The sequence below is a fragment of the Photorhabdus laumondii subsp. laumondii genome (assembly GCF_003343245.1).
Taxonomy (GTDB): Bacteria; Pseudomonadota; Gammaproteobacteria; order Enterobacterales; family Enterobacteriaceae; genus Photorhabdus; species Photorhabdus laumondii.
Genome location: NZ_CP024901.1, coordinates 2,606,683 through 2,629,802, shown reverse-complemented (window position 1 = coordinate 2,629,802; position 23,120 = coordinate 2,606,683). Strand labels below are relative to the sequence as shown.

The 23,120-nt window shown below is 37.8% G+C and carries 19 protein-coding genes and 2 pseudogenes; 9 read left to right on the top strand and 12 right to left on the bottom strand.

Features of this window, described 5'->3' with window-relative positions; genetic code table 11:
* Positions 1 to 10: 10 nt before the first annotated feature.
* Positions 11 to 1,714 (bottom strand): glycoside hydrolase family 18 protein, encoded by a 1,704-nt coding sequence (locus PluTT01m_RS11570; protein ID WP_011146485.1) that lies wholly within the window; start codon positions 1,712 to 1,714, stop codon positions 11 to 13.
* Positions 1,715 to 2,114: 400 nt separating this feature from the next.
* Here PluTT01m_RS11570 and stlA point away from each other — a divergent pair, with 400 nt between their 5' ends.
* The 5 genes from stlA (at position 2,115) to PluTT01m_RS11545 (ending at position 7,172) form a co-directional block, all read left to right on the top strand.
* Positions 2,115 to 3,713: a phenylalanine ammonia-lyase StlA gene (stlA, locus tag PluTT01m_RS11565; protein WP_011146484.1), complete on the top strand. Its 1,599-nt coding sequence runs from the start codon at positions 2,115 to 2,117 to the stop codon at positions 3,711 to 3,713.
* A gap of 224 nt (positions 3,714 to 3,937) precedes the next feature.
* Positions 3,938 to 4,687 (top strand): bifunctional NADP-dependent 3-hydroxy acid dehydrogenase/3-hydroxypropionate dehydrogenase YdfG, encoded by a 750-nt coding sequence (ydfG, locus tag PluTT01m_RS11560; RefSeq protein ID WP_011146483.1) that lies wholly within the window; start codon positions 3,938 to 3,940, stop codon positions 4,685 to 4,687.
* 131 nt (positions 4,688 to 4,818) lie between these two features.
* The gene (locus PluTT01m_RS11555) at positions 4,819 to 5,181 is read left to right on the top strand and encodes a DUF1283 family protein (RefSeq protein ID WP_011146482.1); all 363 of its coding nucleotides are present in this window, start codon (positions 4,819 to 4,821) and stop codon (positions 5,179 to 5,181) included.
* A 21-nt stretch (positions 5,182 to 5,202) separates the two neighbouring features.
* A complete protein-coding gene (locus PluTT01m_RS11550; protein WP_041380837.1) occupies positions 5,203 to 5,460 on the top strand; it encodes a DUF1161 domain-containing protein in 258 nt (85 codons plus the stop codon).
* Positions 5,461 to 5,774: 314 nt separating this feature from the next.
* Positions 5,775 to 7,172, top strand: coding sequence for a metallophosphoesterase (locus PluTT01m_RS11545; RefSeq protein ID WP_011146480.1), 1,398 nt, complete (start codon positions 5,775 to 5,777; stop codon positions 7,170 to 7,172).
* A gap of 117 nt (positions 7,173 to 7,289) precedes the next feature.
* Here the strand turns inward: PluTT01m_RS11545 and PluTT01m_RS11540 are convergent.
* Positions 7,290 to 7,586, bottom strand: a pseudogene (locus PluTT01m_RS11540) (transposase); the annotation flags it as partial.
* Between the two features lie 372 nt (positions 7,587 to 7,958).
* Between PluTT01m_RS11540 and PluTT01m_RS11535 the strand changes: the two are divergent.
* Complete coding sequence (locus PluTT01m_RS11535; protein WP_011146479.1) at positions 7,959 to 8,351, top strand: hypothetical protein; 393 nt, start codon at positions 7,959 to 7,961, stop codon at positions 8,349 to 8,351.
* A gap of 69 nt (positions 8,352 to 8,420) precedes the next feature.
* Here PluTT01m_RS11535 and PluTT01m_RS27885 read toward each other — a convergent pair.
* From PluTT01m_RS27885 to PluTT01m_RS11520, 4 genes and pseudogenes are all read right to left on the bottom strand, one after another.
* Positions 8,421 to 8,600: pseudogene (locus PluTT01m_RS27885) on the bottom strand (colicin Z C-terminal domain-related protein); the annotation flags it as partial.
* Positions 8,601 to 8,804: 204 nt separating this feature from the next.
* The gene (gene bioD / locus PluTT01m_RS11530) at positions 8,805 to 9,512 is read right to left on the bottom strand and encodes a dethiobiotin synthase (RefSeq protein ID WP_011146478.1); all 708 of its coding nucleotides are present in this window, start codon (positions 9,510 to 9,512) and stop codon (positions 8,805 to 8,807) included.
* 164 nt (positions 9,513 to 9,676) lie between these two features.
* Positions 9,677 to 10,888, bottom strand: coding sequence for a sugar metabolism global transcriptional regulator Mlc (mlc, locus tag PluTT01m_RS11525; protein ID WP_011146477.1), 1,212 nt, complete (start codon positions 10,886 to 10,888; stop codon positions 9,677 to 9,679).
* A gap of 131 nt (positions 10,889 to 11,019) precedes the next feature.
* Positions 11,020 to 11,934 (bottom strand): LysR family transcriptional regulator, encoded by a 915-nt coding sequence (locus PluTT01m_RS11520; RefSeq protein ID WP_011146476.1) that lies wholly within the window; start codon positions 11,932 to 11,934, stop codon positions 11,020 to 11,022.
* 171 nt (positions 11,935 to 12,105) lie between these two features.
* On the opposite strand from PluTT01m_RS11520, the gene PluTT01m_RS11515 reads away from it, so the two are divergent.
* Both PluTT01m_RS11515 and PluTT01m_RS11510 read left to right on the top strand, forming a co-directional pair.
* Complete coding sequence (locus PluTT01m_RS11515) at positions 12,106 to 13,335, top strand: MFS transporter (protein WP_202926162.1); 1,230 nt, start codon at positions 12,106 to 12,108, stop codon at positions 13,333 to 13,335.
* Positions 13,336 to 13,490: 155 nt separating this feature from the next.
* Positions 13,491 to 14,507 carry a hypothetical protein gene (locus PluTT01m_RS11510; RefSeq protein ID WP_011146474.1) on the top strand — a complete coding sequence of 339 codons (1,017 nt, stop codon included), beginning with the start codon at positions 13,491 to 13,493 and terminating at the stop codon, positions 14,505 to 14,507.
* Positions 14,508 to 14,548: 41 nt separating this feature from the next.
* Here PluTT01m_RS11510 and PluTT01m_RS25895 read toward each other — a convergent pair whose 3' ends face one another.
* Positions 14,549 to 14,803 (bottom strand): hypothetical protein, encoded by a 255-nt coding sequence (locus PluTT01m_RS25895; RefSeq protein ID WP_041380076.1) that lies wholly within the window; start codon positions 14,801 to 14,803, stop codon positions 14,549 to 14,551.
* A gap of 363 nt (positions 14,804 to 15,166) precedes the next feature.
* Between PluTT01m_RS25895 and PluTT01m_RS27880 the strand changes: the two genes are divergently transcribed.
* Positions 15,167 to 15,286 carry an antitoxin MazE family protein gene (locus tag PluTT01m_RS27880; RefSeq protein WP_161556188.1) on the top strand — a complete coding sequence of 40 codons (120 nt, stop codon included), beginning with the start codon at positions 15,167 to 15,169 and terminating at the stop codon, positions 15,284 to 15,286.
* Between the two features lie 127 nt (positions 15,287 to 15,413).
* Here the strand turns inward: PluTT01m_RS27880 and PluTT01m_RS11505 are convergent, their stop codons facing one another.
* The 5 genes from PluTT01m_RS11505 to PluTT01m_RS11485 form a co-directional block, all read right to left on the bottom strand.
* Entirely contained in the window at positions 15,414 to 20,291 is a 4,878-nt protein-coding gene (locus tag PluTT01m_RS11505; protein WP_011146473.1) for an RHS repeat domain-containing protein, read from the bottom strand.
* Positions 20,292 to 20,434: 143 nt separating this feature from the next.
* Positions 20,435 to 21,445 carry a hypothetical protein gene (locus PluTT01m_RS11500; RefSeq protein WP_041380075.1) on the bottom strand — a complete coding sequence of 337 codons (1,011 nt, stop codon included), beginning with the start codon at positions 21,443 to 21,445 and terminating at the stop codon, positions 20,435 to 20,437.
* 23 nt (positions 21,446 to 21,468) lie between these two features.
* Entirely contained in the window at positions 21,469 to 22,029 is a 561-nt protein-coding gene (locus tag PluTT01m_RS11495) for a hypothetical protein (protein ID WP_011146471.1), read from the bottom strand.
* Positions 22,030 to 22,081: 52 nt separating this feature from the next.
* Positions 22,082 to 22,327, bottom strand: a complete 246-nt coding sequence (locus tag PluTT01m_RS11490; RefSeq protein ID WP_011146470.1) for an acyl carrier protein — start codon at positions 22,325 to 22,327, stop codon at positions 22,082 to 22,084.
* A 12-nt stretch (positions 22,328 to 22,339) separates the two neighbouring features.
* A complete protein-coding gene (locus tag PluTT01m_RS11485) occupies positions 22,340 to 23,116 on the bottom strand; it encodes a hotdog family protein (RefSeq protein ID WP_011146469.1) in 777 nt (258 codons plus the stop codon).
* Between the last annotated feature and the right edge of the window lie 4 nt (positions 23,117 to 23,120).

Here is a 23,120-nt window from a genome sequence, read left to right as displayed (position 1 = left end):
GCTTAATTAATTATGCAATTTTTACCCAAGGATAAGCATCAGATGTTCCTGCACCATCTGGCTCGGTGCCTCTATTCCACCATTTAGCTTCCCAATTTTGATTGTTCCAACTCACTCTATCGCCGGCCTTATATGCCCTATTTGCATCCCAGACAGGGTAATCACTCCCTGTATCGGGATGAATGGGATCAACCGGTTCAACATTAACACCCTTGAAGTAGAATGGTGTCATATCTATTTTTTCCGTGATTAACTCACAACCAAGCCCTTCCCTCGCCGCATTGACCAATAAACCACGATCTTGATCGGCGGTCCATGTAAATATTCCTCCCAGATTCTTTTCTAGTGCATATTGTGCTTTAGATTTAACGGAACGAGGGGTATCAAGAGAAATAAACAACTGACTATCCTTATTATAGAGATAATCAGCGTCTGCTATTTCATCGGTATATAAGTCAAAATTATTTCTTCCCCTCTTTTCTTCCAAATCCAGATAATTATATATCGTGTCGTACCATTCTGTGGTCCCTGATTCAAACGAGCCGGTTGTGGTAATCTTCGGTTCTTTTTTCGGGACATAACCAGGATCATAACTGCCGGATAATGGAGAATAACTATCAATAACCGTATTTCTGCCATTGCGTGAATAGCCGGTGTAACCAATATTAATGGCAGATGCAGGCACACCAAGACTCAATAAATATTCAACCGCCTTTTCTACACTATTCTCACCACTAGGATAATTGCGGAGATTGGTGTGATGTAACAACCTTTCAGCCCACGGCGTACCAAAGAAATCATAGGTCATAACGTTAACACCATATAGCCCAACTTGCAGTAATTCAGGTATTTTTGATTTTTCCATTTTCTCTGGTACCGCCGAACAAGCGATACTTATTTTTATATCTGAACGCCCTGCTTCTTTAAAAGCAGCAGTTAAATCTTTAATTAAACTAACATAATAATCGCCATCGTCTGACGCATACATGTTACCTTCATTTCCAGCAACGCCCGGATATTCCCAATCAATATCAATTTCGGTAAACATAGGGAAACGTTGGAATATATCCACTAGACTCGAACAGAAATAGGATTTTAGTGTTTCGTCTCTGACCATAGCATAAAAGCCATTACTCATGGTCCAACCACCGACACTAAATGACATAATAAGATCATGGCCTTGAGCTTTTGCAGCTTGTTGAACTTTAGCCAATCCACCTAATACGCCCATACTTTTAGATTGATCGAAATCCCTTGGCATTTGGATATCTTGCCAACCAGAATAAGTACAATTCTGATAAGATTGGCAATCTCCCCAAGCATCTGTGAATGTCACTTCTCCATTATTGGTGCGGGCAAATAATGGCGCTTGCTCTTTAATTTGCTGCTTCTTTTCGCCCTCATCACCTAATATTCCACAGAAACCAATAACTAATTTATCATAAGCAAAAGGATTATCTAAAAGGTGCTGTAAATCTATTCCTCTACCTCGACGAATGGGATCTTGATTTCCTTGTAATCGACCGTCATATTGCGACCAATCTGTATAATAACCAAAAACTTTAGGTTTATTTCGTGTGTCATATTTATTATAGACTGGTAATGCGATTCTTCCCGATGTGTAACTGAAATTTATTGTTTCAGTTGATGGATTGAAATTATCTATCTGATAAGACTGTTCACTAAAAGAATCTGTCTGGATTATTTTTGACATAAATCACCTCGACTAGATATCAGTTTATTTTTCGATGAACACTCCAATTGCTTTATTTACGTGGTAACATAATTACATTCTAGTTTGTATTCTTAGGAAAACAAATAATTGTTATTTGTTTGATTGTTAATGATCAACTAAAATTTATGTCAACGGGATTTATATTACCGACCATTTACTATCAGATTTCAAAAACAAATAATTGCAAATTGTAAATATATTAATTGTCATTGTTACAATTACCTCCTCAATTAAATTTGTAAATTAATTTTTACGAACCATTTATTTTAATTTTATTTAAAATTGACTGCTTTTTATATTTTATATCTATACTAATTTGTATCCTTAGGGAGTTCGTTTCTTCAAAATATTATTACCATTCTTATATATGGAGATTAAAATGAAAGCTAAAGATGTTCAGCCAACCATTATTATTAATAAAAATGGCCTTATCTCTTTGGAAGATATCTATGACATTGCGATAAAACAAAAAAAAGTAGAAATATCAACGGAGATCACTGAACTTTTGACGCATGGTCGTGAAAAATTAGAGGAAAAATTAAATTCAGGAGAGGTTATATATGGAATCAATACAGGATTTGGAGGGAATGCCAATTTAGTTGTGCCATTTGAGAAAATCGCAGAGCATCAGCAAAATCTGTTAACTTTTCTTTCTGCTGGTACTGGGGACTATATGTCCAAACCTTGTATTAAAGCGTCACAATTTACTATGTTACTTTCTGTTTGCAAAGGTTGGTCTGCAACCAGACCAATTGTCGCTCAAGCAATTGTTGATCATATTAATCATGACATTGTTCCTCTGGTTCCTCGCTATGGCTCAGTGGGTGCAAGCGGTGATTTAATTCCTTTATCTTATATTGCACGAGCATTATGTGGTATCGGCAAAGTTTATTATATGGGCGCAGAAATTGACGCTGCTGAAGCAATTAAACGTGCAGGGTTGACACCATTATCGTTAAAAGCCAAAGAAGGTCTTGCTCTGATTAACGGCACCCGGGTAATGTCAGGAATCAGTGCAATCACCGTCATTAAACTGGAAAAACTATTTAAAGCCTCAATTTCTGCGATTGCCCTTGCTGTTGAAGCATTACTTGCATCTCATGAACATTATGATGCCCGGATTCAACAAGTAAAAAATCATCCTGGTCAAAACGCGGTGGCAAGTGCATTGCGTAATTTATTGGCAGGTTCAACGCAGGTTAATCTATTATCTGGGGTTAAAGAACAAGCCAATAAAGCTTGTCGTCATCAAGAAATTACCCAACTAAATGATACCTTACAGGAAGTTTATTCAATTCGCTGTGCACCACAAGTATTAGGTATAGTGCCAGAATCTTTAGCTACCGCTCGGAAAATATTGGAACGGGAAGTTATCTCAGCTAATGATAATCCATTGATAGATCCAGAAAATGGCGATGTTCTACACGGTGGAAATTTTATGGGGCAATATGTCGCCCGAACAATGGATGCATTAAAACTGGATATTGCTTTAATTGCCAATCATCTTCACGCCATTGTGGCTCTTATGATGGATAACCGTTTCTCTCGTGGATTACCTAATTCACTGAGTCCGACACCCGGCATGTATCAAGGTTTTAAAGGCGTCCAACTTTCTCAAACCGCTTTAGTTGCTGCAATTCGCCATGATTGTGCTGCATCAGGTATTCATACCCTCGCCACAGAACAATACAATCAAGATATTGTCAGTTTAGGTCTGCATGCCGCTCAAGATGTTTTAGAGATGGAGCAGAAATTACGCAATATTGTTTCAATGACAATTCTGGTAGTTTGTCAGGCCATTCATCTTCGCGGCAATATTAGTGAAATTGCGCCTGAAACTGCTAAATTTTACCATGCAGTACGCGAAATCAGTTCTCCTTTGATCACTGATCGTGCGTTGGATGAAGATATAATCCGCATTGCGGATGCAATTATTAATGATCAACTTCCTCTGCCAGAAATCATGCTGGAAGAATAAAAAGAAAATCACTGAAAGTTTTTCAATCATCTCTTGACTAAAAATACAGAATCCCATTTATACCCAATAGATTTCAAGATAGATCGCGGCGGCAAAGGAGCGAATCCCCGGGAGCATAGCAAACTATGTGACCGGGGTGAGTGAGTGCAGCCAACAAAGAGGCAACTTGAAAGATAACGGGTATACTGATGGTAGAAACAGTACGAGTACACAAGAGGTTTTGTATGATCATTTTTGTGACAGGAGCAACTTCAGGTTTTGGTGAATCAATTGCCAGAAAATTCATTCAAAACGGAGCTAAAGTTATTGCGACTGGACGCCGTAAAGAACGGTTAGAAAAATTAAAAGCTGAGCTGGGTGATAACTTTTACTTTGTTCAACTTGATGTCACTGATCGGGCCGCTATCAACCAGGTTGTAGAGCAATTACCCGAATCACTCCGCCATATCGATATTTTAGTCAATAATGCCGGTTTAGCGCTTGGATTAGAACCCGCTCATCTGGCTAATTTGGATGACTGGGAAATAATGATTGATACCAATGTCAAAGGGCTCGTCAATATGACCCGTGCTCTACTGCCTGAAATGGTAAAAAGAAATCATGGGCATATTATTAATATCGGTTCTACCGCTGCAAGCTGGCCATATTCCGGTGGGAATGTTTATGGCGCAACTAAAGCCTTCGTCAAACAGTTTAGTTTGGGCTTACGAGCCGATTTGCAGGGAAAAAATATCCGAGTCACTGATATAGAACCCGGCTTAGTGAGTGGCACTGAGTTTTCTTTAGTACGTTTTAAAGGCGACAATGATAAAGTGAATAAAACCTACGATGGCACGCAAGCATTAACCGCCGAAGATGTCACTGAAGCTGTTTTTTGGGTCGCTAATTTACCTGCTCATGTCAACATTAATACATTAGAAATGATGCCAGTTTGCCAGTCATTTGCCGGGCTTAATGTGCACAGAAATGAATAATTACACTCTTCTTGATAATTTGTTGAACATCTTAATGCTATCTTATAATTTATCTATCTGATAGTTTCTTATTGTGCCATCTAAATTGGCTCCACTCACGCTACTCTCAAGAGAATTCAAGAGGATAAAAGATGAATATTTGTAATTCTTTGATATTAAAAGCCATGCCAGCTATCGCTCTGGCAATACCATTGTTATGGCAAACGCCAGCATTGGCGGCAACTTGTACTTCTGGAAGTACCTGCGTCACAGTGAATGGCAACGGAGATTCTGTGCTCGATAAAGAAGCCGCTCGTCAAAGCAAAGAACAATGGAATGAAACAAAGAATCTTCGCACTAAAGTTAATAAACGTGCCGAGAAAGAGTTCGACAAGTTCGATAAAGCCATTGATGCTCGTGATACATGTATGAAAAGTACCAATATCAATGCTTATTGGGAACCCAATACCGAACGTTGTTTAGACAGCAATACAGGTATGCCCATCAGACCGTAATATAAGGTGATGATAATGAAGATGAAGAAAGCGCTTTTATTTAGCGCACTGCTCTTTACCCTACCTCCATTTGCACTTGCTGCACAAGCTTCATGCGAAAGCGTGAAAGAACAAATTGCGCAGAAAATTATCAATAATGGTGTGCCGGAATCTGGCTTTACATTGGAAATTGTTGCTAATGACCACATTGAACAAGCCGGTGGTAAAATCGTTGGGTATTGTGAAAATAATACCAAAAAGATTATGTATATCCGGCAAGGAAGCCAATCTTCCAAGTAAACCCACATTCTCTTTCTGAAGGAAAATACACAAAATTCAGAGAAAATATTACGCCAATATTTTACCGTTGATGAATGATGGGATGAATAGAGGTCGAGGCTATACGCCTTCGGCCCCTTTTCACATTATCTCTATGTGAACAGCGGCCATCCTTGACAAGCTGACCTGAATGCTAGCCTTAATATCGCTTCCTATGTAAACCATTAGCTTTTTTAAAACTGACAATTTAAATAATTAAATTTAACATTATAACGTTTTGGAATATAAATATTTTCTGAATATCATCATATTGAAAATTTAAAATAGGAAACGTTATGGGTGATCTTATCACTAAGAAAATTCGCTTTGCCGTGGTATTTTTTATAGCATTAGTTGTATCAGGATGTAGCGCTTTCGCAGAAAATCAAACAGAAGACCAGAATTTTAATGGCAACAACAATGCGCAATATGTAAAAATTTATTTGCATAATAATACATCACATTCATTAGTGGCTGAAAAAACAGACTTACTTTGGGGAAGTTGGATTGAAAAACCATCGTCATCAATATCCGCATATAGTCACGATTCATTTGCCTCAAAAGGTAAGATTTTTAGTGGCACCGAGGGCAAAATTATTTATCGTTTACCCAATGGTGAAGATAAGTTAAATGTTCACTGGAACCTTTCATATTGGGGTGTACAGAACCACAATATCCATCTCTCCGAGGCATCAACTCATTATAAACTTGAGAAAACAGTTAAAAGCTCATCTTCTTTAGGCATACAGATTGATATTTATCTCACTGAAAAAAATATAGGCAGCAATTATAAAATTGCCGTGATGTCAGATCCTCAGCCGTGGCGTTTAGATCCTGAACAGGGCGATCCTAATGCCGACAAAAAACCGTGGGAAGAATTAAATAAAAAGGTAGCAAATAGTATCAATAATATTTATGACCGCAATCATCTTGCTTTTGGCATTGTTAATGGTGATCTTACCGAGTTTGGACGCGCTAGTACCAGAAAAAGCCTTGAGGAGATATATACATCAAAAATCAAATTCCCGCTATTTATGGGATTAGGAAATCATGATTATGCAAATAATGTTAATGATTGTACTTATCCAGAAGGTTTTGATTTCAGTCGTAATGCCTGCGCCAGATCTGCTGTCTTTGATATGGCAGAGAGAATAAGTGATTATAGTAAAGAATTGAATAATTTCTCCTATGACTATGATAATGAAGCATGGAAAGGCAGTTTATCTTATTCCTGGGATTTCGGGGATATTCATTATGTTCAATTGCAAAACTATCCTACCTATAATGTCAATTTGGACCACTATGTCAGCCCAACCGTTTATATTACAAAATCCCTTGATTGGTTGGAAAGCGATCTTGAATCTGCTCAGACAAGAGGAAAAGCTGTAGTTTTAAATTTTCACGATGGGTATGACCATTTTATTAATAACAGCAGTTATGCTGAAAAAGAAAAATTTAAGTCGCTGATTAAAAAATACAACGTTATGGCTGTTTTCGTTGGGCATTCACATTTCCTTAAAGAATACACCGCCTCGATATTTGGAAATGCAAGAGTCTATGACAGTGGAGCACTATTTAAAGGTGATTTCTTTATCATTGATGTTAACAAAAAATGCATGCAAATATCTGCATATAATGGAATAGACGGTACTCCAAAGTTTGTTAAAAAAATGACCACTGTTTGTGGTAAATAGAGATACATCGTACTGATATTTTAGATTGATAAAAAACCTCACTTTCTACAAGTGAGGTTTTCTTATTGATTGCTTATAGATCACAATCACGATATTTATGTATATACCCGTCATCTTTCAAGATGCCGTTTTTAGCACCTGAAAATGGTCGTTAATTCCAGACATCAGCGAGTCCGCTATATCAGGTAGCGTTGTGGTGAAAAATTTGAAGACTTTGTCTCGAAATTCATGTTTATCAGCGAAATAACGGTTATTTCGAACAGGTTCATTCATAACCTTCCATAATCGTTCTATCGGGTTTAAATTTTGGCTATATGAAGGAAGGTAATGTCACTCAATGTTGCTAACATAAGCCTACTCCTCCACAAGATGAGCTTTGTTGTCACCCGCACCATCCACAATAAGATGAATTTTTTAATATTTTCCATTTATTAACCATCCTGAATTCGATGATAGGAATATTTTTGATATTACGTCACAAATATCACCCGCTAAAACACCATTATCTCAAGAGGAGATACAAGCTCATATTGCTGCCGGCAATAAAAGAAGAAATAAAAAAAGCAAATAATCTTATTATTAGGGAGTAGCATAGGATGCTCCCCTGATAACATTGCTGATAAAAGATCACAGGAAACAATGTACTTGATTAGAAAACCGAACTCTTTAATAAATTTACCCGCTCTTAATTAATAAAACCGACAAAGAAAAAAATAACTTGCATAAAATAACTTATTTTGGTAGCTATAATTGAGAATACTAATGTCAACAATGAGGGCAAACTGAATGACTAAATTCATCCTTACGCTGTCTATTATCCTTGGTCTTACAGGGTGTGTTTCGCAGAAACAACCACTTTCTCTTGATTACATCGCAGGTAATGAAACATTTCATTTATCCAAACCTTGTATAGAACAAGCTCTTCCTGTAGGAGAAGTCGGTGATGATTTAGCTGTGAATGCCAATAACATTTTTATTAAGGTTAAAAAAGGACTGAATTGTAGTGACCGGTTCAAACTTTTTTTAGCAAGAAACTTAGGGAAAGAGTTGTTTATTTACTTTGACGGTAAGCCAGTCATAAAAACCAGACTTGTTTCTATGATTCATCCAGAAGAAGGCTTCCATCAAGCAGTAGAATCGAAATCATTGTCAGATGGAATTCTTAGATCCTTGAATTAATGAAAAGCCTATGGTTGCTACTCTTGTGTTTCATTTATCCATCAAAAAAAGCAAACCATAGGCTCAACTTTAAGCGTTGTAAATGATCCTAATGACTTGACCTATAGAGTAACTTTTAAACCTAATACGATCCGTACCAGCACCATTATTATCCGTAATTTGATGTGATCCAGGTCCCGTTGTACTTATTCGTTTCACTCCAGTCGATACGGGATATTCAATTTCAACACCAAAAGCTGATGGGGCCGATGAGTCGGTATCTCACGGTTTATAAAAAACACAAAATAATTAGACAGAAAATTAACTAAATTCTAATTAATATAAAATTATAACTCATTATAGTAATATTTTATGTAGATTAATGAGTTATTAAATGATATATATCCAAAATGGAGGAAGGTAATGATCTCCATTTCGGATAAAATCAAGCATCTTCAATGATTACGGGTATATTTATGTATATTGGCTCTCTATACCAACTTCACTCTCACTTCCCCCAACTTGTTTAAATATAGTGGCGACATCCAGGTAGCAGGATAAATCTTTTTCTTCTGGACGTAAAATATAAGGAATTTCACCTAACTGTGGTGCATTAATGTGACGGCGTAACCTATCCATCACTTTCGTATAGTGTGATAAACCAGGATTAATTCTGTTAGCTACCCATCCTACTAATTGCAATCCATCATTTATTATTGCCTGTGCGGTTAAAATTGAGTGATTTACACAGCCAGGCTGAATACCAACAACTAAAATGACAGGGATTTTTTCCTGAATCACCCAATCAAAATAAAAAGTTTCATCATCCAATAATACGCGCCAACCACCGTTACCTTCAATAATAACGCGATCTGCTTTATTACTAAGATTATTTAATCCTTTTTTCATCTGTTCGAAATCAACCTGATTGCCTTCACAATAGCTGTTTTTCCAGATAACAGGGTTAATTTCTTCATATTTAAGCGGAACAGGAGAAGATTTTTGTAGAATCACACCATCTCGATTACGCATACCTTCTTCTGTTTCATACCCTTCTGTGGCTATAGGTTTATACCCTACTGCCGTTGCTCCATCACGATTAAAAGCTTGTAATAATGCACGGGTAACAATTGTTTTACCTATGTTGGTATCTGTCCCCGTAACAAATAGGCGCGTTAACATAAATTCTGTTTTCCATAATGACAGATAAAACCCGGTTAATGAGCGCTTAAGTCTAGAGGATGCAACGATAAGGGAGATTGCGTTAGCTCAATGTTTTGTTTAATTGCTACACCAATTTCGTAAAAAAAATTTATATAAAGTTAATATTACAACCAGAAAACCTCTTATCCTTTCATTAAACTGATCAACAATGAACCATCATATAAAGCTTTTTTAACTGATGCTACCGTGGATAATGTACCTGAATTATTGAATTTTGTTGGAACTAATTCAATCTGTTTGCTATAGGCAGGCAAAGCGTGTTGTTGAATACATTCACTGATCACCGGATACAAAACTTGTTGTGAAGCATTAAGAGGAGAACCCATCAAAATTTTTTCTGGGTTAAATAAATTGACCATAATTGCAATAATATGCCCAATTTTTACTCCAATATCACGAATAATATCGACTGCCAGAGTATCACCGTTATTAACCGCCTGACAGAATGACTCAACGGTCAGTGGTTCACCGTTTAGTAAAGAATCGGGTACCATTGCCAACTGCCGTTTGGCTCTGGATAAAATATGGCTGATACCTACAACCGTTTCCAGACACCCAAAATTCCCACAATAACAGCGTTCACCATTAGGTTCAGCCTGAATATGCCCTACCTCCATGACACCACGGTTGCCAGCATGCAATGTTTGCCCCGCAATAATCACGCCAACACCAACATGTTCATCAATGACCATTTGGATAACATTCTGACAATTTTTTGCTGTGCCATATAATGATTCAGCTATCGTCCAGGCGGTTATTTCATGTTGAAGAAATACCGGTAATCCGGTGCGACGATGCAGATATTCTCCTATTGGCAATTCCTGAACCTGGTAATAAGGGAAACTGTGAATTAAACCTTGAGTCGGATCAACAATCGCATTTACCGTCATGCTAATTGCCGTCAGACGCTCAAGACGAGATTGATAGCGACCAAAAAATGCATCAATCTCATCAATAATGCTATCTAAAAAGGATTTTTCCTTGTTGGCCGGTAATGGTAAAACATCTTCAACAATTAACGTGCTACTTAAATCACGCAGTCCCAATATTAAACTTCCCAAGTTAATACTGACACACAGGAAATGCCAACTTTCAGAATCAAGCTTTAGTCCGGTCGCCGGGCGCCCTCTAAATCCTAAATCCAAAAATTCCGTTTCCATGACTAAGTGTGCATCAACCAATTCACGGACAATCTTAGTAATACTGGCTGGAGCAAGTTGCGCTTTTTTGGACAGCTCAATACGGGAAATTGGACCATATTGATCAATTAACCGATAAACAGTACCAATATTAATCTGTTTAATCTGATCAATATGCCCTGGTTGTCCATCCATTATTTACCTTCGTTATACTCTAATTAATTCACGTTTCAAAATAATTGTTAGCTGATTATGTCGAGGTTTTAGGTAAAAAGTATGATTCTTGCAATAAATATGTGATATTCAGCACGAAATTTAACTTAATTCTACTTATTTTTTCCATGCAAAATATTAGATATGAGTAGGTTTATCAGCCTGTCTGCGGCGGCCGATATTGGCCGGTTTTTGTGATTTACCAACCAGACCTCAGAACAAGAGTGGTTATCAACTAATGAAATATACTGGACACCATCCACTTTCATTCGGGTAAAAGATTCAGTCACAACACTGACGCCTAATCCAGCAGAAACTAGCCCAAGAATAGTCATCGCTTCGCCGGCTTCCTGTGAAATCATCGGTGTTATACCTGCTTGAGCAAGTAATGTGATGATTTCATCATATAAAGCTGTCCCTACTTCGCGCTCAAAAAACACCATCGGATAGCCCGATAACATTTCGAGCTTTATTCCCTGTGGAGCATATTCCAACAAAGGATGTCCATCATAAACAGCAAGCATAAAAGGTTCCCGAAATAATAGCCGATACTCAAGGTTATCGGGTAATTGAGTATTGCGCATGATGCCAACGTCAATCCGTCCAGTCAGCAATGGCGCAATCTGCTGTTTAGTATTCATCTGATGCATATGAATAGCGACTTCCGGGTAACGTTCCCGAAATTGCCGTAAACTCAGAGTGACCTTATTCATAAACGGTATCGTAGAGGTGAAACCGATAGATATTTCGCCTAATTCCCCTTTTTGCATTCTTGCTGCTTTTGCTGCAGCAGCATCAACTTGGGCCAGGATCTGATAAGCTTCTTTCAGAAACATGTTACCTGCCGGCGTCAAGCTCACATTCCGGTTATTACGCTCTAACAACCGCGCATTTATACTATTTTCAAGTGATTGAATCTGTTGGCTTAATGGCGGCTGTGAAATATTAAGCCGTTCTGCCGCACGACCAAAATGTAATTCCTCTGCCACTGCAATAAAGTAGCGTAAATGCCGTAATTCGATAGCCATAATCACCTTTGAGATCTAATACATATTATTATTAATGATTAATATATTAGACAAAATATTTTGCAATTCATATGCTTGATCTTCATAAAAATACAAACTAGCTAATGTGTTAAGTAAGGAAATTATGTGAGCGCCAGCCCTGGTAGTAATAATCGCAGTATCAATGAAAATCTGACTCTTGGTAATCATCTTGTCCAAAATGCTCAAAATAAGAAAAATCATATTCAGAAGGACGATCCTCTGTATGTTAAAGTGACATTGTCACTCTTTACCGTAGGGTTAGCTGCATTTGCCCTACTCTATTTCGTTCAACCCATCTTACCCATGCTGTCGGATGATTTTGGTGTTTCTCCTGCTACCAGTAGCTTATCTTTATCCCTTTCAACCGGAATGCTGGCATTGGGCTTATTAATCACCGGTCCTCTGTCTGATGCTATCGGCCGTAAAAATGTGATGGTAACAGCGCTATTCGCCGCTGCACTTTTCACTTTACTCAGTGCATTTATCACCAGTTGGCATGGAATTCTGATTGTACGCGCTCTGGTTGGCTTGTCTCTCAGTGGCGTAGCCGCCGTTGCAATGACTTACCTTAGTGAGGAAATCCATCCTAACTTTGTTGCTTTATCAATGGGACTTTATGTGAGTGGTAATTCTATTGGTGGCATGAGTGGGCGATTAATATCAGGCATTATCACTGATTATTTCTCATGGCGGGTTTCTGTCATCGTATTAGGTTTATTGGCATTAATTGCGGCAATGATGTTTTGGCGTATGTTACCTGAATCGCGCCATTTTCGGCCAAGTTCTCTCAAACCTCACTCTTTATTAATCAATCTGAAATTACATTTTCGTGATAAAGGATTGCCATTACTGTTTTGTGAAGCCTTTTTACTTATGGGCGGCTTTGTTACCCTATTTAATTACATAAGTTATCGTTTATTAGATTCACCCTATCACTTTAATCAGTCAATTGTCGGTATGTTGTCTATTGTTTATTTGGCAGGAACATACGGCGCATCCAAAGTAGGTCCATTAACCCATCAATATGGACTCGGAAAAGTGCTGATCGCGACGATAAGTATGATGCTAATCGGTACGCTTATTACCTTATTCTCATCTGCGGTGATGATTATCATTGGGATGATAGTCCTCACTTTCGGTTTCTTTGCCGCACATGCAGTTGCCAGCGGTTGGGTCGGACGTCGTGCTCGCCGGGCCAAAGCACAAGCGTCTTCCCTTTATCTGTTTTGTTATTACTTGGGTTCAAGTGTAGCAGGCACTTTTGGCGGTATATTTTGGCTCCAATTAGGTTGGAATGGTGTTGTTTTATTTATTACCATTCTTATCCTTTTGGCTCTACTCTTAGGGTTTAAACTCGCCAAACTTCCAGAGGCAAGATAATAGAAGACAAGCATTATTTTATCCGCCAGGTAATGTCCTTCACTTTCTGATTTGTCAAAAATTAATGTGTTTTTTTGCCGCGATATTAAAAATCGTGACAACATTGTTCAACAAAAAAACAAACATTAATACTCATATATAAGGAAGAGTTAATTATGGGAAATTCCAGATTTGAAGGTTTCACTAAAGAGGAAATAAAATTGGCATATGAATTTGATATGCTAAATCAATCTATGGTGATGGCAGAAGCGAATGCCTATGCGTTGCAAAAGCAGTTATATCGCCTTAGCCAACCACAAAAACTGCTAAATAAAATAGGTCGGAATGCACTGGTAGAGATTAAAGATACGATGATACGTTCAGTGCCTGCTTCAATATGTGCAGGGTTGGCAGGTACTGCTACAGCATCAGGTGGCCCCGCGATCTCTTTTCTCGCCAGTGCGGCAGCGGGAAGTATTGGTGGAGAATTGGCAAAACCTATTACGTCAAGAACCGGTGTTCATACTCAGTTGTATCCGACCTGTACCGGTAATACGATTAAAGACATTGAGCAAGAGGTACAGGGAAAATTACAGGGAAAATTGAGTGGTTACCCCAAGCTACATGAACTATACCGTACCTATATCAACAAAGAATATGCGCGGGATTTTGTGCTTGATACCGCACTGGCAAATACACCTGATGTGGTTACCAGTGTTATAACAGAAGGTGTCAATAACTGGACGGCGGGTACTTTCAGTTCCATGCTGAAATATGGCCCAATACCTATTGTGGCTTTAACTGCGGCGGCGGGATTAGATCCTCGTGGTATTTATAATAAAGGCAAAGATACATTTCATGCTATGGCTAGCATAAAACCTGGCCCACACGCAGGGGGTAATCTGAAAGCGAAAAAACTGGAAAAATTACTATGTACTTATCAAGAATATTTACCCTATCTGGAGCAAAATTTATTTCGTGCACGAGATTGCTTAACGAAATTGATTAAATTGCTGAACAGCAATCTGGATAGAAAATTAAATGTTGAAGCATTCATGAAAAAATCCCCTAATCTTGTCTTATCATATAAGAACGCTCACATGGCATCTCAAGAAATTATCAATATGCTTGAGTTATTGATTATGCTGGAAAAAGAAAGAGAAAATCAGGTAGTTAGGGAAACCTGTTTATAAAATTAATCCTCTTTTAGGTACGTTAACGCAAACCAAGTGACCTAAGAGAGGGTTTTAATCAAGGTGGTGTACTTGACGGTATCTAAAGCAATTACCAACCCTCTTGGTATATACCCGTCATCTTTCAAGTTGCCTCTTTGTTGGCTGCACTCACTCACCCCGGTCACATAGTTCTCTATGCTCCCGGGGATTCGCTCCCTTGCCGCCGCGATGCATCTTGAAATCCATTGGGTATATTTACTTGGCTCAATAGCCCCAACCTTGTTTATTATCTCTTTTTCACAGTATAATGCCATAATCGGATTACCGCTAATACTCCACGATCAAAATTACTTCACATTCATCACACTGTTAGAAAAAATAATAAAATCCCGAGATTTATTCAGGTAAATGCAAAATATTCACCTACTGAAAAATTATTATCAGCACTGATATCAATATTAAAATAATATACAGCAAGATTATTCTCATATGAAAATAAACAGGAACTCGGACAACAAGAATACGCTAGATTAATACCTTAAAAACCTTTTGGGATTTTAGCTCGATATTTCTGCCTACATTGAAAAAAAATTTCCAACAACTTTTACTCACCTGTTGCATGTAACGTTTTTTTTTGGTTATATTATAGACATCGTTACATGTCACGAGGGTGAAGTATGTTTAAAGAGGAGTGTCGGCGTCAAAGCCATCTGGCTATGGCAACACAGGATAAGGAAACCGATACACTATTAGAAAATGCGATAAATGAACTAGCTGATTCAGCAGACTGGGAGTGAAATGGGAGAAAAAAATCATCATCACATAACTTCTTGCAAAATAGTTTTAAATTCAATTTTCGACTTCTCATAAAAGGCGACACAGACGTCGCCCCCTAGTTATTATTTCGTTCAGCCCGCAGAATCTTTATATTGTCAAACGGCCTCGTAACACATTACGGGTGTTAATGGACGATTGACTAAATAGATTTCCGGTACTATTTCGAAATGCTTGGTTCACTTCAACGGCTCGAATAGAAGGATGAACATTTATCGCTTCTGGCTCCGATTGGGTAAAACGAGATAAAGTATAGGCTTCACTTCCCTCAGAAGTACCTGCTGATGAGCTGAGTTCCCAAGTATGATGATTCACTGCATAAGCTGTACGTGCAAGATTAATTAGCCCCGCCGTTGTTGATACAGCCCCAAAACCTAAAGAGACCCATCCCAAGATATTAGCCGCATTAGCATTGTTATCTGCAACAGCAGAAGCCGCTATCCCCGTAGAGAGCGCCACAGCATTCGCACTCAATGATATCGTGGATAAAGCGATATCCCAGCGTCTGCTAGAACGGCTGGCAATTTCACCAAATTCAATAGGTACTGACCCGATAACACTCGTGCTGGCTACCTGAGAACCACTCCGTGCCGATTTTATCAGCGAAGAGGTAAAGGTTATTGCGCTGATACCAAAGCTTAAAACCCCCAACCCGGTACTAATCCAATTTAATATCCCGGCTGTTTTCGGATCTTTTTCTGATAATGCTGCTGACGCAATCCCTATTGAATCAGCAGCTAATCCAATGACGGTCGCAGTAACTGCAAACGCACTGGTAGAAGCAATCGCCCCCAAAGCTCCGCCCGCAGCAATGAGACCCGCACTAATTGCCGCTCCTGCCCCCAGTGACACAACCCCAACAATGATACCAATTGCCCCCAGCACAATACCTAATATCCCGCCAGCACTAAGATGACCGTTCAGATCAATCCGGTTGATAGGATCGCCTTGGCAATAAGTGTAGGGATTAACCCCTCCCCGGCCAAAGGGGCTCCAACTGTCGGGACTATGAAATCTCATGAGAACCGGATTGAAAACACGATATCCGTTACCTAAGAAGTACCAACCTGTGACTGGATCGACCTGCGCTCCATTCAAACCCGGTAATGAAGAAATTAAACTCCTAAAGCCATAAGGTGTGTAGGATAAAGCCATCAACTCGTTTTCGTTCTGACTGGCTATAACCGTACTATTATGGTCAGTACCGTATTGATAGTAGACTGACTCGCCATTCTTGGTGCTCTGATGACCAAGCCGTTGTTTATCACTGCTCAGCCAGGTAATGGTTTCATCACCCAATTGAACATTCGCCACATTGCCTGAAGCATAATATTGACGATTAACCGTACCATTCGCTAAAACTTGTGCGGTTAATTTGTTCAATGCATCATACTGATATTGGCATACCAAATTACCCTTACTGTCTTTGACCTGTACCAAGCGATTATTCTGATCGTAAATAAGCGTTTGCCCTTTTTCGTCGCGTGTTAGATTACCGTTAGCATCATAACTTAACTCTATTTGCTGTTTATCACTGGTAATACGAATAAGTTGGGTTGGATCGGCTTGACTGAAATGATAATCCACTGTTTCTTTACCATCTCGATATGTATTATCAAGCCGTTTGATATTACCCCATTGGTCATAATGGTAAATTTGCTGACTTAACACACGACCAGTATGATCAACCGGAGATTGTTCTCCCTCGCATTGGTACTGGCTTAAGCGCTGATTACTATCATATTGATAACGTTCATTTTTCATAACCACCCCATCAATGGAGGTGATGCGTTGACTGATTTGATTATTCTTTGTATAGCTTAAGGTAATGACTTGTATTGAGAAGTCACTAATTAGCGAGCGTTTTATCTCTCGATCAAAAACATCGTATTCAATTTTTGTGGCTAATTGGGATAATGACGTTGTGTCTTTTGTCGTCGTTGTTATTAACCGTCCAACATTGTCATATTCAAATGTAGCGTATTGCGAACTCTGTTCTGTTTTAACTAATCTTCCTTCGGCATCGTAGCTATAAACATGATCATGAGCAAAACTATCTTTATGACGTTGAATCAAACCAGACATCGTATAACGGTAATCGCCCGATGAAATCGGTTTATTATCCCGCGAAAATGATTCGTGCTGTAATACACCCGATGGAAAATAACTGTAATTGCTCTGGGATACACCTTCTGTCGCAGATAATAATGCCCCCGTTTTCTGATAGTAACTAAAGTTTTGTTGGCTTGTCTCTGTGGTAAATTTGGACATCACACTACCGAGAGCGTAAAGATAATCGATGTTTTGTTTATTATGCGCAGGCGTGACAGACTGAATAGGTTTATCACCTTGAGATCCATATAAATATTCCGTTTTGCGGCCACCCACCGTATCGCGGGTTACCCGCCCAAGACCATCATAAACTAATGAACCCAATTGTGTTCCATTCACATTCAGTGCAGAAATTAATTCTTCATGGCTAAAGCTTGCATAAGCGGATTCTAATATTGTTCTGTCTGGCAACGTTTTTTTCACTATACGATCAAATAGATCGTACTCAATTTGGGTAGCGTAACCCTCTGCATCTGTTTCAGTCACCGTACGACCAAATCCATCATAACGATAGGTACGAGTGCTATATATCGCACCATCAGGATACACAACTTTAATTGAAGCAGGCTGTTCAAAGTTATTTTGCTGAATATTTAACATCCCCAACCCTTTGACCCCTTGAGTAATTGTCCTCGTAATAGGATCATGGATTTCCAGCTCTATCCGACCATCACTGTACTCAGTACTGTAACGATTTCCCCAACCATCATATTGATAGGTTTTCGTTGTCACCAAAGGCGTCGTCAAGCGAGTCAAAGGATTAGCAGATAAATCCCATAACCAATCATTTGAAATCTCTTTGACCAATTGCCCCAAAACATCATATTGTCTGGCAAGAACTTTTCGATATGTGCCTTGATAAATCCCCGATGTTCCCCAAACACCATCATCATCTTGTTCTTCAATCGAGCAAATACGCCCCATTCCATCGTAATGGGTTTTACGTCTGATGCCTTGAGAATCAATTTCTATCATCACCGGCCAAAAATCATTTTCGTCACCACCAGGATATTGATATATATAGCTACGTTTAATTTCTTTTGTCGTGCCGGGGTCAATAATTTGTCCTATAATTCGGCCAGAAAGATCATAAGACTGGTCCGTAATGACATGGTTTACATCAACTTTACGGAGTTGCCGATGTGTATAAATGGAGGTCACATTTTTCGATTCCATATGTGTACCATCAAAACCCGTCACCGTAGAGTTTGTAGTCATCTCACTATCTGAATATTCATATTTAAATGTGGTAACCGTTTGTTGGTTATTCATCACCGACGTTATTTTTGCTAATGAACCATGAGATTTGTTTGTCGGTGAATTAACATAGTTAAAGGTCCTCACTATTTTACTGTCTATCGTCTCTGAGGCTTTACTGACATATTCCTTAACATAAGCGCCGGTAAAAGTGGGCAGTTTTTGATACGTGTAGGAAGTCACTCTATTTGCGACACTTTGAGCAGCATCAGGTGATCCTTTTTGCGTAACTGACTTTAAAAATCGGGAAAAACCCAATGGATCGGCAGGGCAATTATTACCTTCACCATTCACCGGATAATAAACGTATTCTTTCTGTATCCCACTGGTCTCAGTAATAAGTAGAGTATTTCCCCAATCATCGCTTTTAATATTAACACTCTCTTCTCGTGAAGTATTGGTCTGTAAGTCTGTGTAACGTGTTAACACATGAGAGGGTTGTTGTAAATTTTCTGGTTGTTCGGAAAAGCTTTTTGACGGATCTTCATTATAAGTAATTTCTGTTATGATCCTCTTATTATCTTGTGTTTTTGCTTCTTTGGTCATTAAATGAAATTTATCAAACACTCTTTCTGTTACTGAAATAACATTTTGACCGTTTAAAACACGTTCAATGGATGAATAGGTATATTTCCCTGTAACCAGATATAAATTATCTTGACTGGAATCAAAGCTTGTCCGACCAGAAGAATAGCCCAAGAAATTATGTACTGAACTATATTCATAGGATTTGCTGATCGCAGGCTGCCCATTACCAGGTTGAATAGTCAATGCAGCAGCATAAGGAATAGATTCCGTGTCTGTAACTTTATGCCCATTCTCTTTATAACTTACCAGCTCAACATAACCTGTTGGTGTACGAAAAGCGCTAATAACCGGAAATATTCCTTTTAATGTCTGATAAGTCATCTTAAATCTGGCAGAATCAATAGGACCAGAAGCATCATAAGGTACAGTCACAGTAATGAGGTAATCATTGCGATAATCGAATGCGATTTTCGCAGAGATATTATTATCATCTGGGTATTCAACTGATGTGCAATTATTTCCAGAGTAATTGAGTTTAAGATAAGTTTTACCCGTCATACGGTATTTTATTTCGGATAATGCAAATCTTGAATTATAAATTAAATCAAATACTTCACCATCAGGAAATTCAAGTGCAACCGTTTTCGCAATATCACTTGATCCAATTCGTTTAAGTGTCTCTATAATGCCATTTTTGTTATAAACATAAAAGGTATTACTATCGAGTTTATATACACGCAAATCTTTTAATTTTTTATCTTTAAAGCTAATATCATTATTATTAGGTGGCAATGGCTTACATTTAAATTGCTCTCCATTTGAGCGGCTAAATGTAAGTGTTTTTACATCTAACATTGTTAATGAAAATCGCCAGCCAATACCAAATCCATTATTTAATGTTGTTAATGGCGAGAATGATAAATTAAGTACCTGTTCAATATTGCCGACATTATTTGGTCTCAACGTGATAATATTGATATTTGCGCTATATTGACCTGTTCTGGGATCGACACCAGTATTAATATAAGATCCAAAATTAAATGCATTGGAATATATATCGTTAACTTTCATTTTAAAGTTCCCGTTTGATTAATATCACAGCCAAATTAAATATCTATTTAGCCATTCTTTTATATACAATAATAGAACATCTTAATTGCTGGTAAACGCACATGCGATTACCAGCATAGATAAAGATTTTTTACTAAGGAAAATCAACTTATTCTCGCTATGCTTAGCGCACGCCCAATATTAACCGAGGATATTCTAAATTTATGCTGGCAACCGTAGTTATCAATGATTGTGACATCATGATATCCATCGACATAACCGGTGGTCCATGAACATCCTGTTACATGGAGTACCTCAGCAGCAAGCTGTGTGTCAGGAACAGTTACATCATAAGAGTAGTCCATAACACATCCTCCACTCATATCATTTCTAGCATTTACATATGAAGTTCCTCGTTTAAATACTCTTGCTCTTGTCAAGAATCTATCATCTGATGAACTTTTACCAAGGACATATATATTATTAACAGTCCTGTCATTCCCTTCAAGAATCCTCAAATGATATGGCAATGTCCAGCGATAAAGGTTAATTGTTTGATGATGGGTATCCGATTTCGTTGGTTCTTCTGTTTTATCAAACAATATATTGGTACTTTCATGCAATTGATTTGCATTAATTGCATAAGGAGCAATGGCTTTTAATAAAATTTTGCTGTCAAAAACTTCATCACCAACCGACATATTCGTTGTTAGTGTGCGCTTCCCATTCGTATCTTCGAATGTCATTTTTGCCATTAGGTATTCTGTACTTGTCCTATTACTACTAACATAACAATAGATAATTTCAGGAACACTCTTCACACTGTTCTGATAGTTTTCATTTGTACAACAATCTCCCGCACGATTTATTACCGGCTCCTCAGTAAAAATATCAGCACTATAAACACCATTTAATAACCCAAGATCATATTTATTTCTCGCATCTGTCGTTGTCCATCCTGAAGGCATTTTTAATTGGTCATATATGAGGCTATCACTCAATGCAGCCACCTGAATCGATCTTTTTTCAGCATCACTAAGTGCTAATTTTACCCAATCACCATTCTTATATTCTTGTTTAAGTACAGAGATTTTTACCATACATTGATGACGCCCATTAGCATAAAAATTGTCATCAGTTTTTTCGATGGTAAATGTTGTTATTTTCTTTTCCATCACACTCTCCATAATATTGTGAATTAAGCTATAATAGAAAGAATATCAAGTTCAAAGCCATAATATGGCCCTTGCAATTCGGTAATAATTCTGACTCGATAACGTTTTGATAAATCGTCTTCAAATTCCTTCAAGGCGTTCATGATAAATTCGCTGTATTTTCCTTGTGCAAAAAAGATAAATTGCGTGGTTGAAGGATTAATAGAAACATATTTACCCAACGCATGGCGTAGCGTCTTAATAAATAGTGAACCATCTTCATTTAATTCGAATAATTTTCTATCTGTCGTCGTCCTATCCATAAAATTGCCTTCACCTAAAAGATAAATATTTATCTCACGATGGTCTCGACGCAGTAAAAACTGTTTGTTGATATCCAATTCGAATATTCTTGGCTTAATAGTTTTATCAAGTAAATGATCTGGAATAACAAATTCAATCAAGAAACGACGCCCATTCACGATAATAGGCAAATGTTCTCGATCAATTGAGAAACAGCACAAATTTCCAACCCATGAAGAGCCTTCTGTTTCCGAATATGCTGAATATAAAGCAGCAACCTTACCTTGTTCTAGAATGTTCATTATAACCTCTTAATATTAATGGTGAAAAAACAGCATTAAATCAAAAGTCAACTTACAGTTTTGATTTTACATAATTAGTGAGCTCATCTAATGTTGAAATAGAATGATCTGAAAAAAGCTCAGCTTTAAGCATAATGCCATACGTTTCCAATACAAATACTTGAATTTCCACATAGTCAAGGCTGTCAAATTTAAGTGAAATAAAATAAGATTCTGGTGTTATCTCTTCCTCTTCGATATCCTTCATCATTAATATTCTATTTTTTATTGCAGTAAAAATATCACTTTGTGTTGGCATTTCGCTTTCCTTTTATTTCATCTTAGAGATAATTGAAATCTTTGATACAAAAATAGGGTTTTTATCATATAAACATCGGTAATAAAAAATACGGATATAATCTTTAGGGCCATTCTTAATCAGTAAAGGTGGATTTAATTCAACACAAATATTTGGAGAAGATCGTAATATTGTACTATTAACAATGTCCTCCTTGATCTTAATCGCTTGTCCGGTATGCAAAGTAAAAGATTGATTCAGATAATCCTGTAACTGGTTAAAATAGTAGTGTTCAAAATTAAGAAAACTTGTCGAATTAATGACAAGATGAAAAACAAGCGCATCCAGAAACCATCCAATAGATGTGACACTGGGGAAATAATGTCTAAAGACAGCATATTTTTCACAAACGCCTTCCCTTGTTATCGTCAATTTTTGGCAGTTATCTTGAACAATCCAATGTTCAATTGACTCCATTGTATTTTCTACACTGGTATTGCCGGATAACACACTTTTTCCGCACGGATTTTCCAATTTAAACGTTTTGCTTTTAGTATCAATTCTCAACTGATGTGGTAATGCAGTATAAACATATTGACGGAATGACGTATCAATATTCAGTATTCCAGATGTAAAAGCGGAAGTTAATTGAGATAACTGTTGCCTGACATAAAGCAGACTCAACATTCCCTGCACGGGGTACTGCTGCATATTGTGCAAAAATTCACTTTTCTCCGAATAATGGATAGGATTAAAATCCCCAGAGAAATTCGACCAATGTTCAATATCTTCCATTTCAAAAATCAACATATCA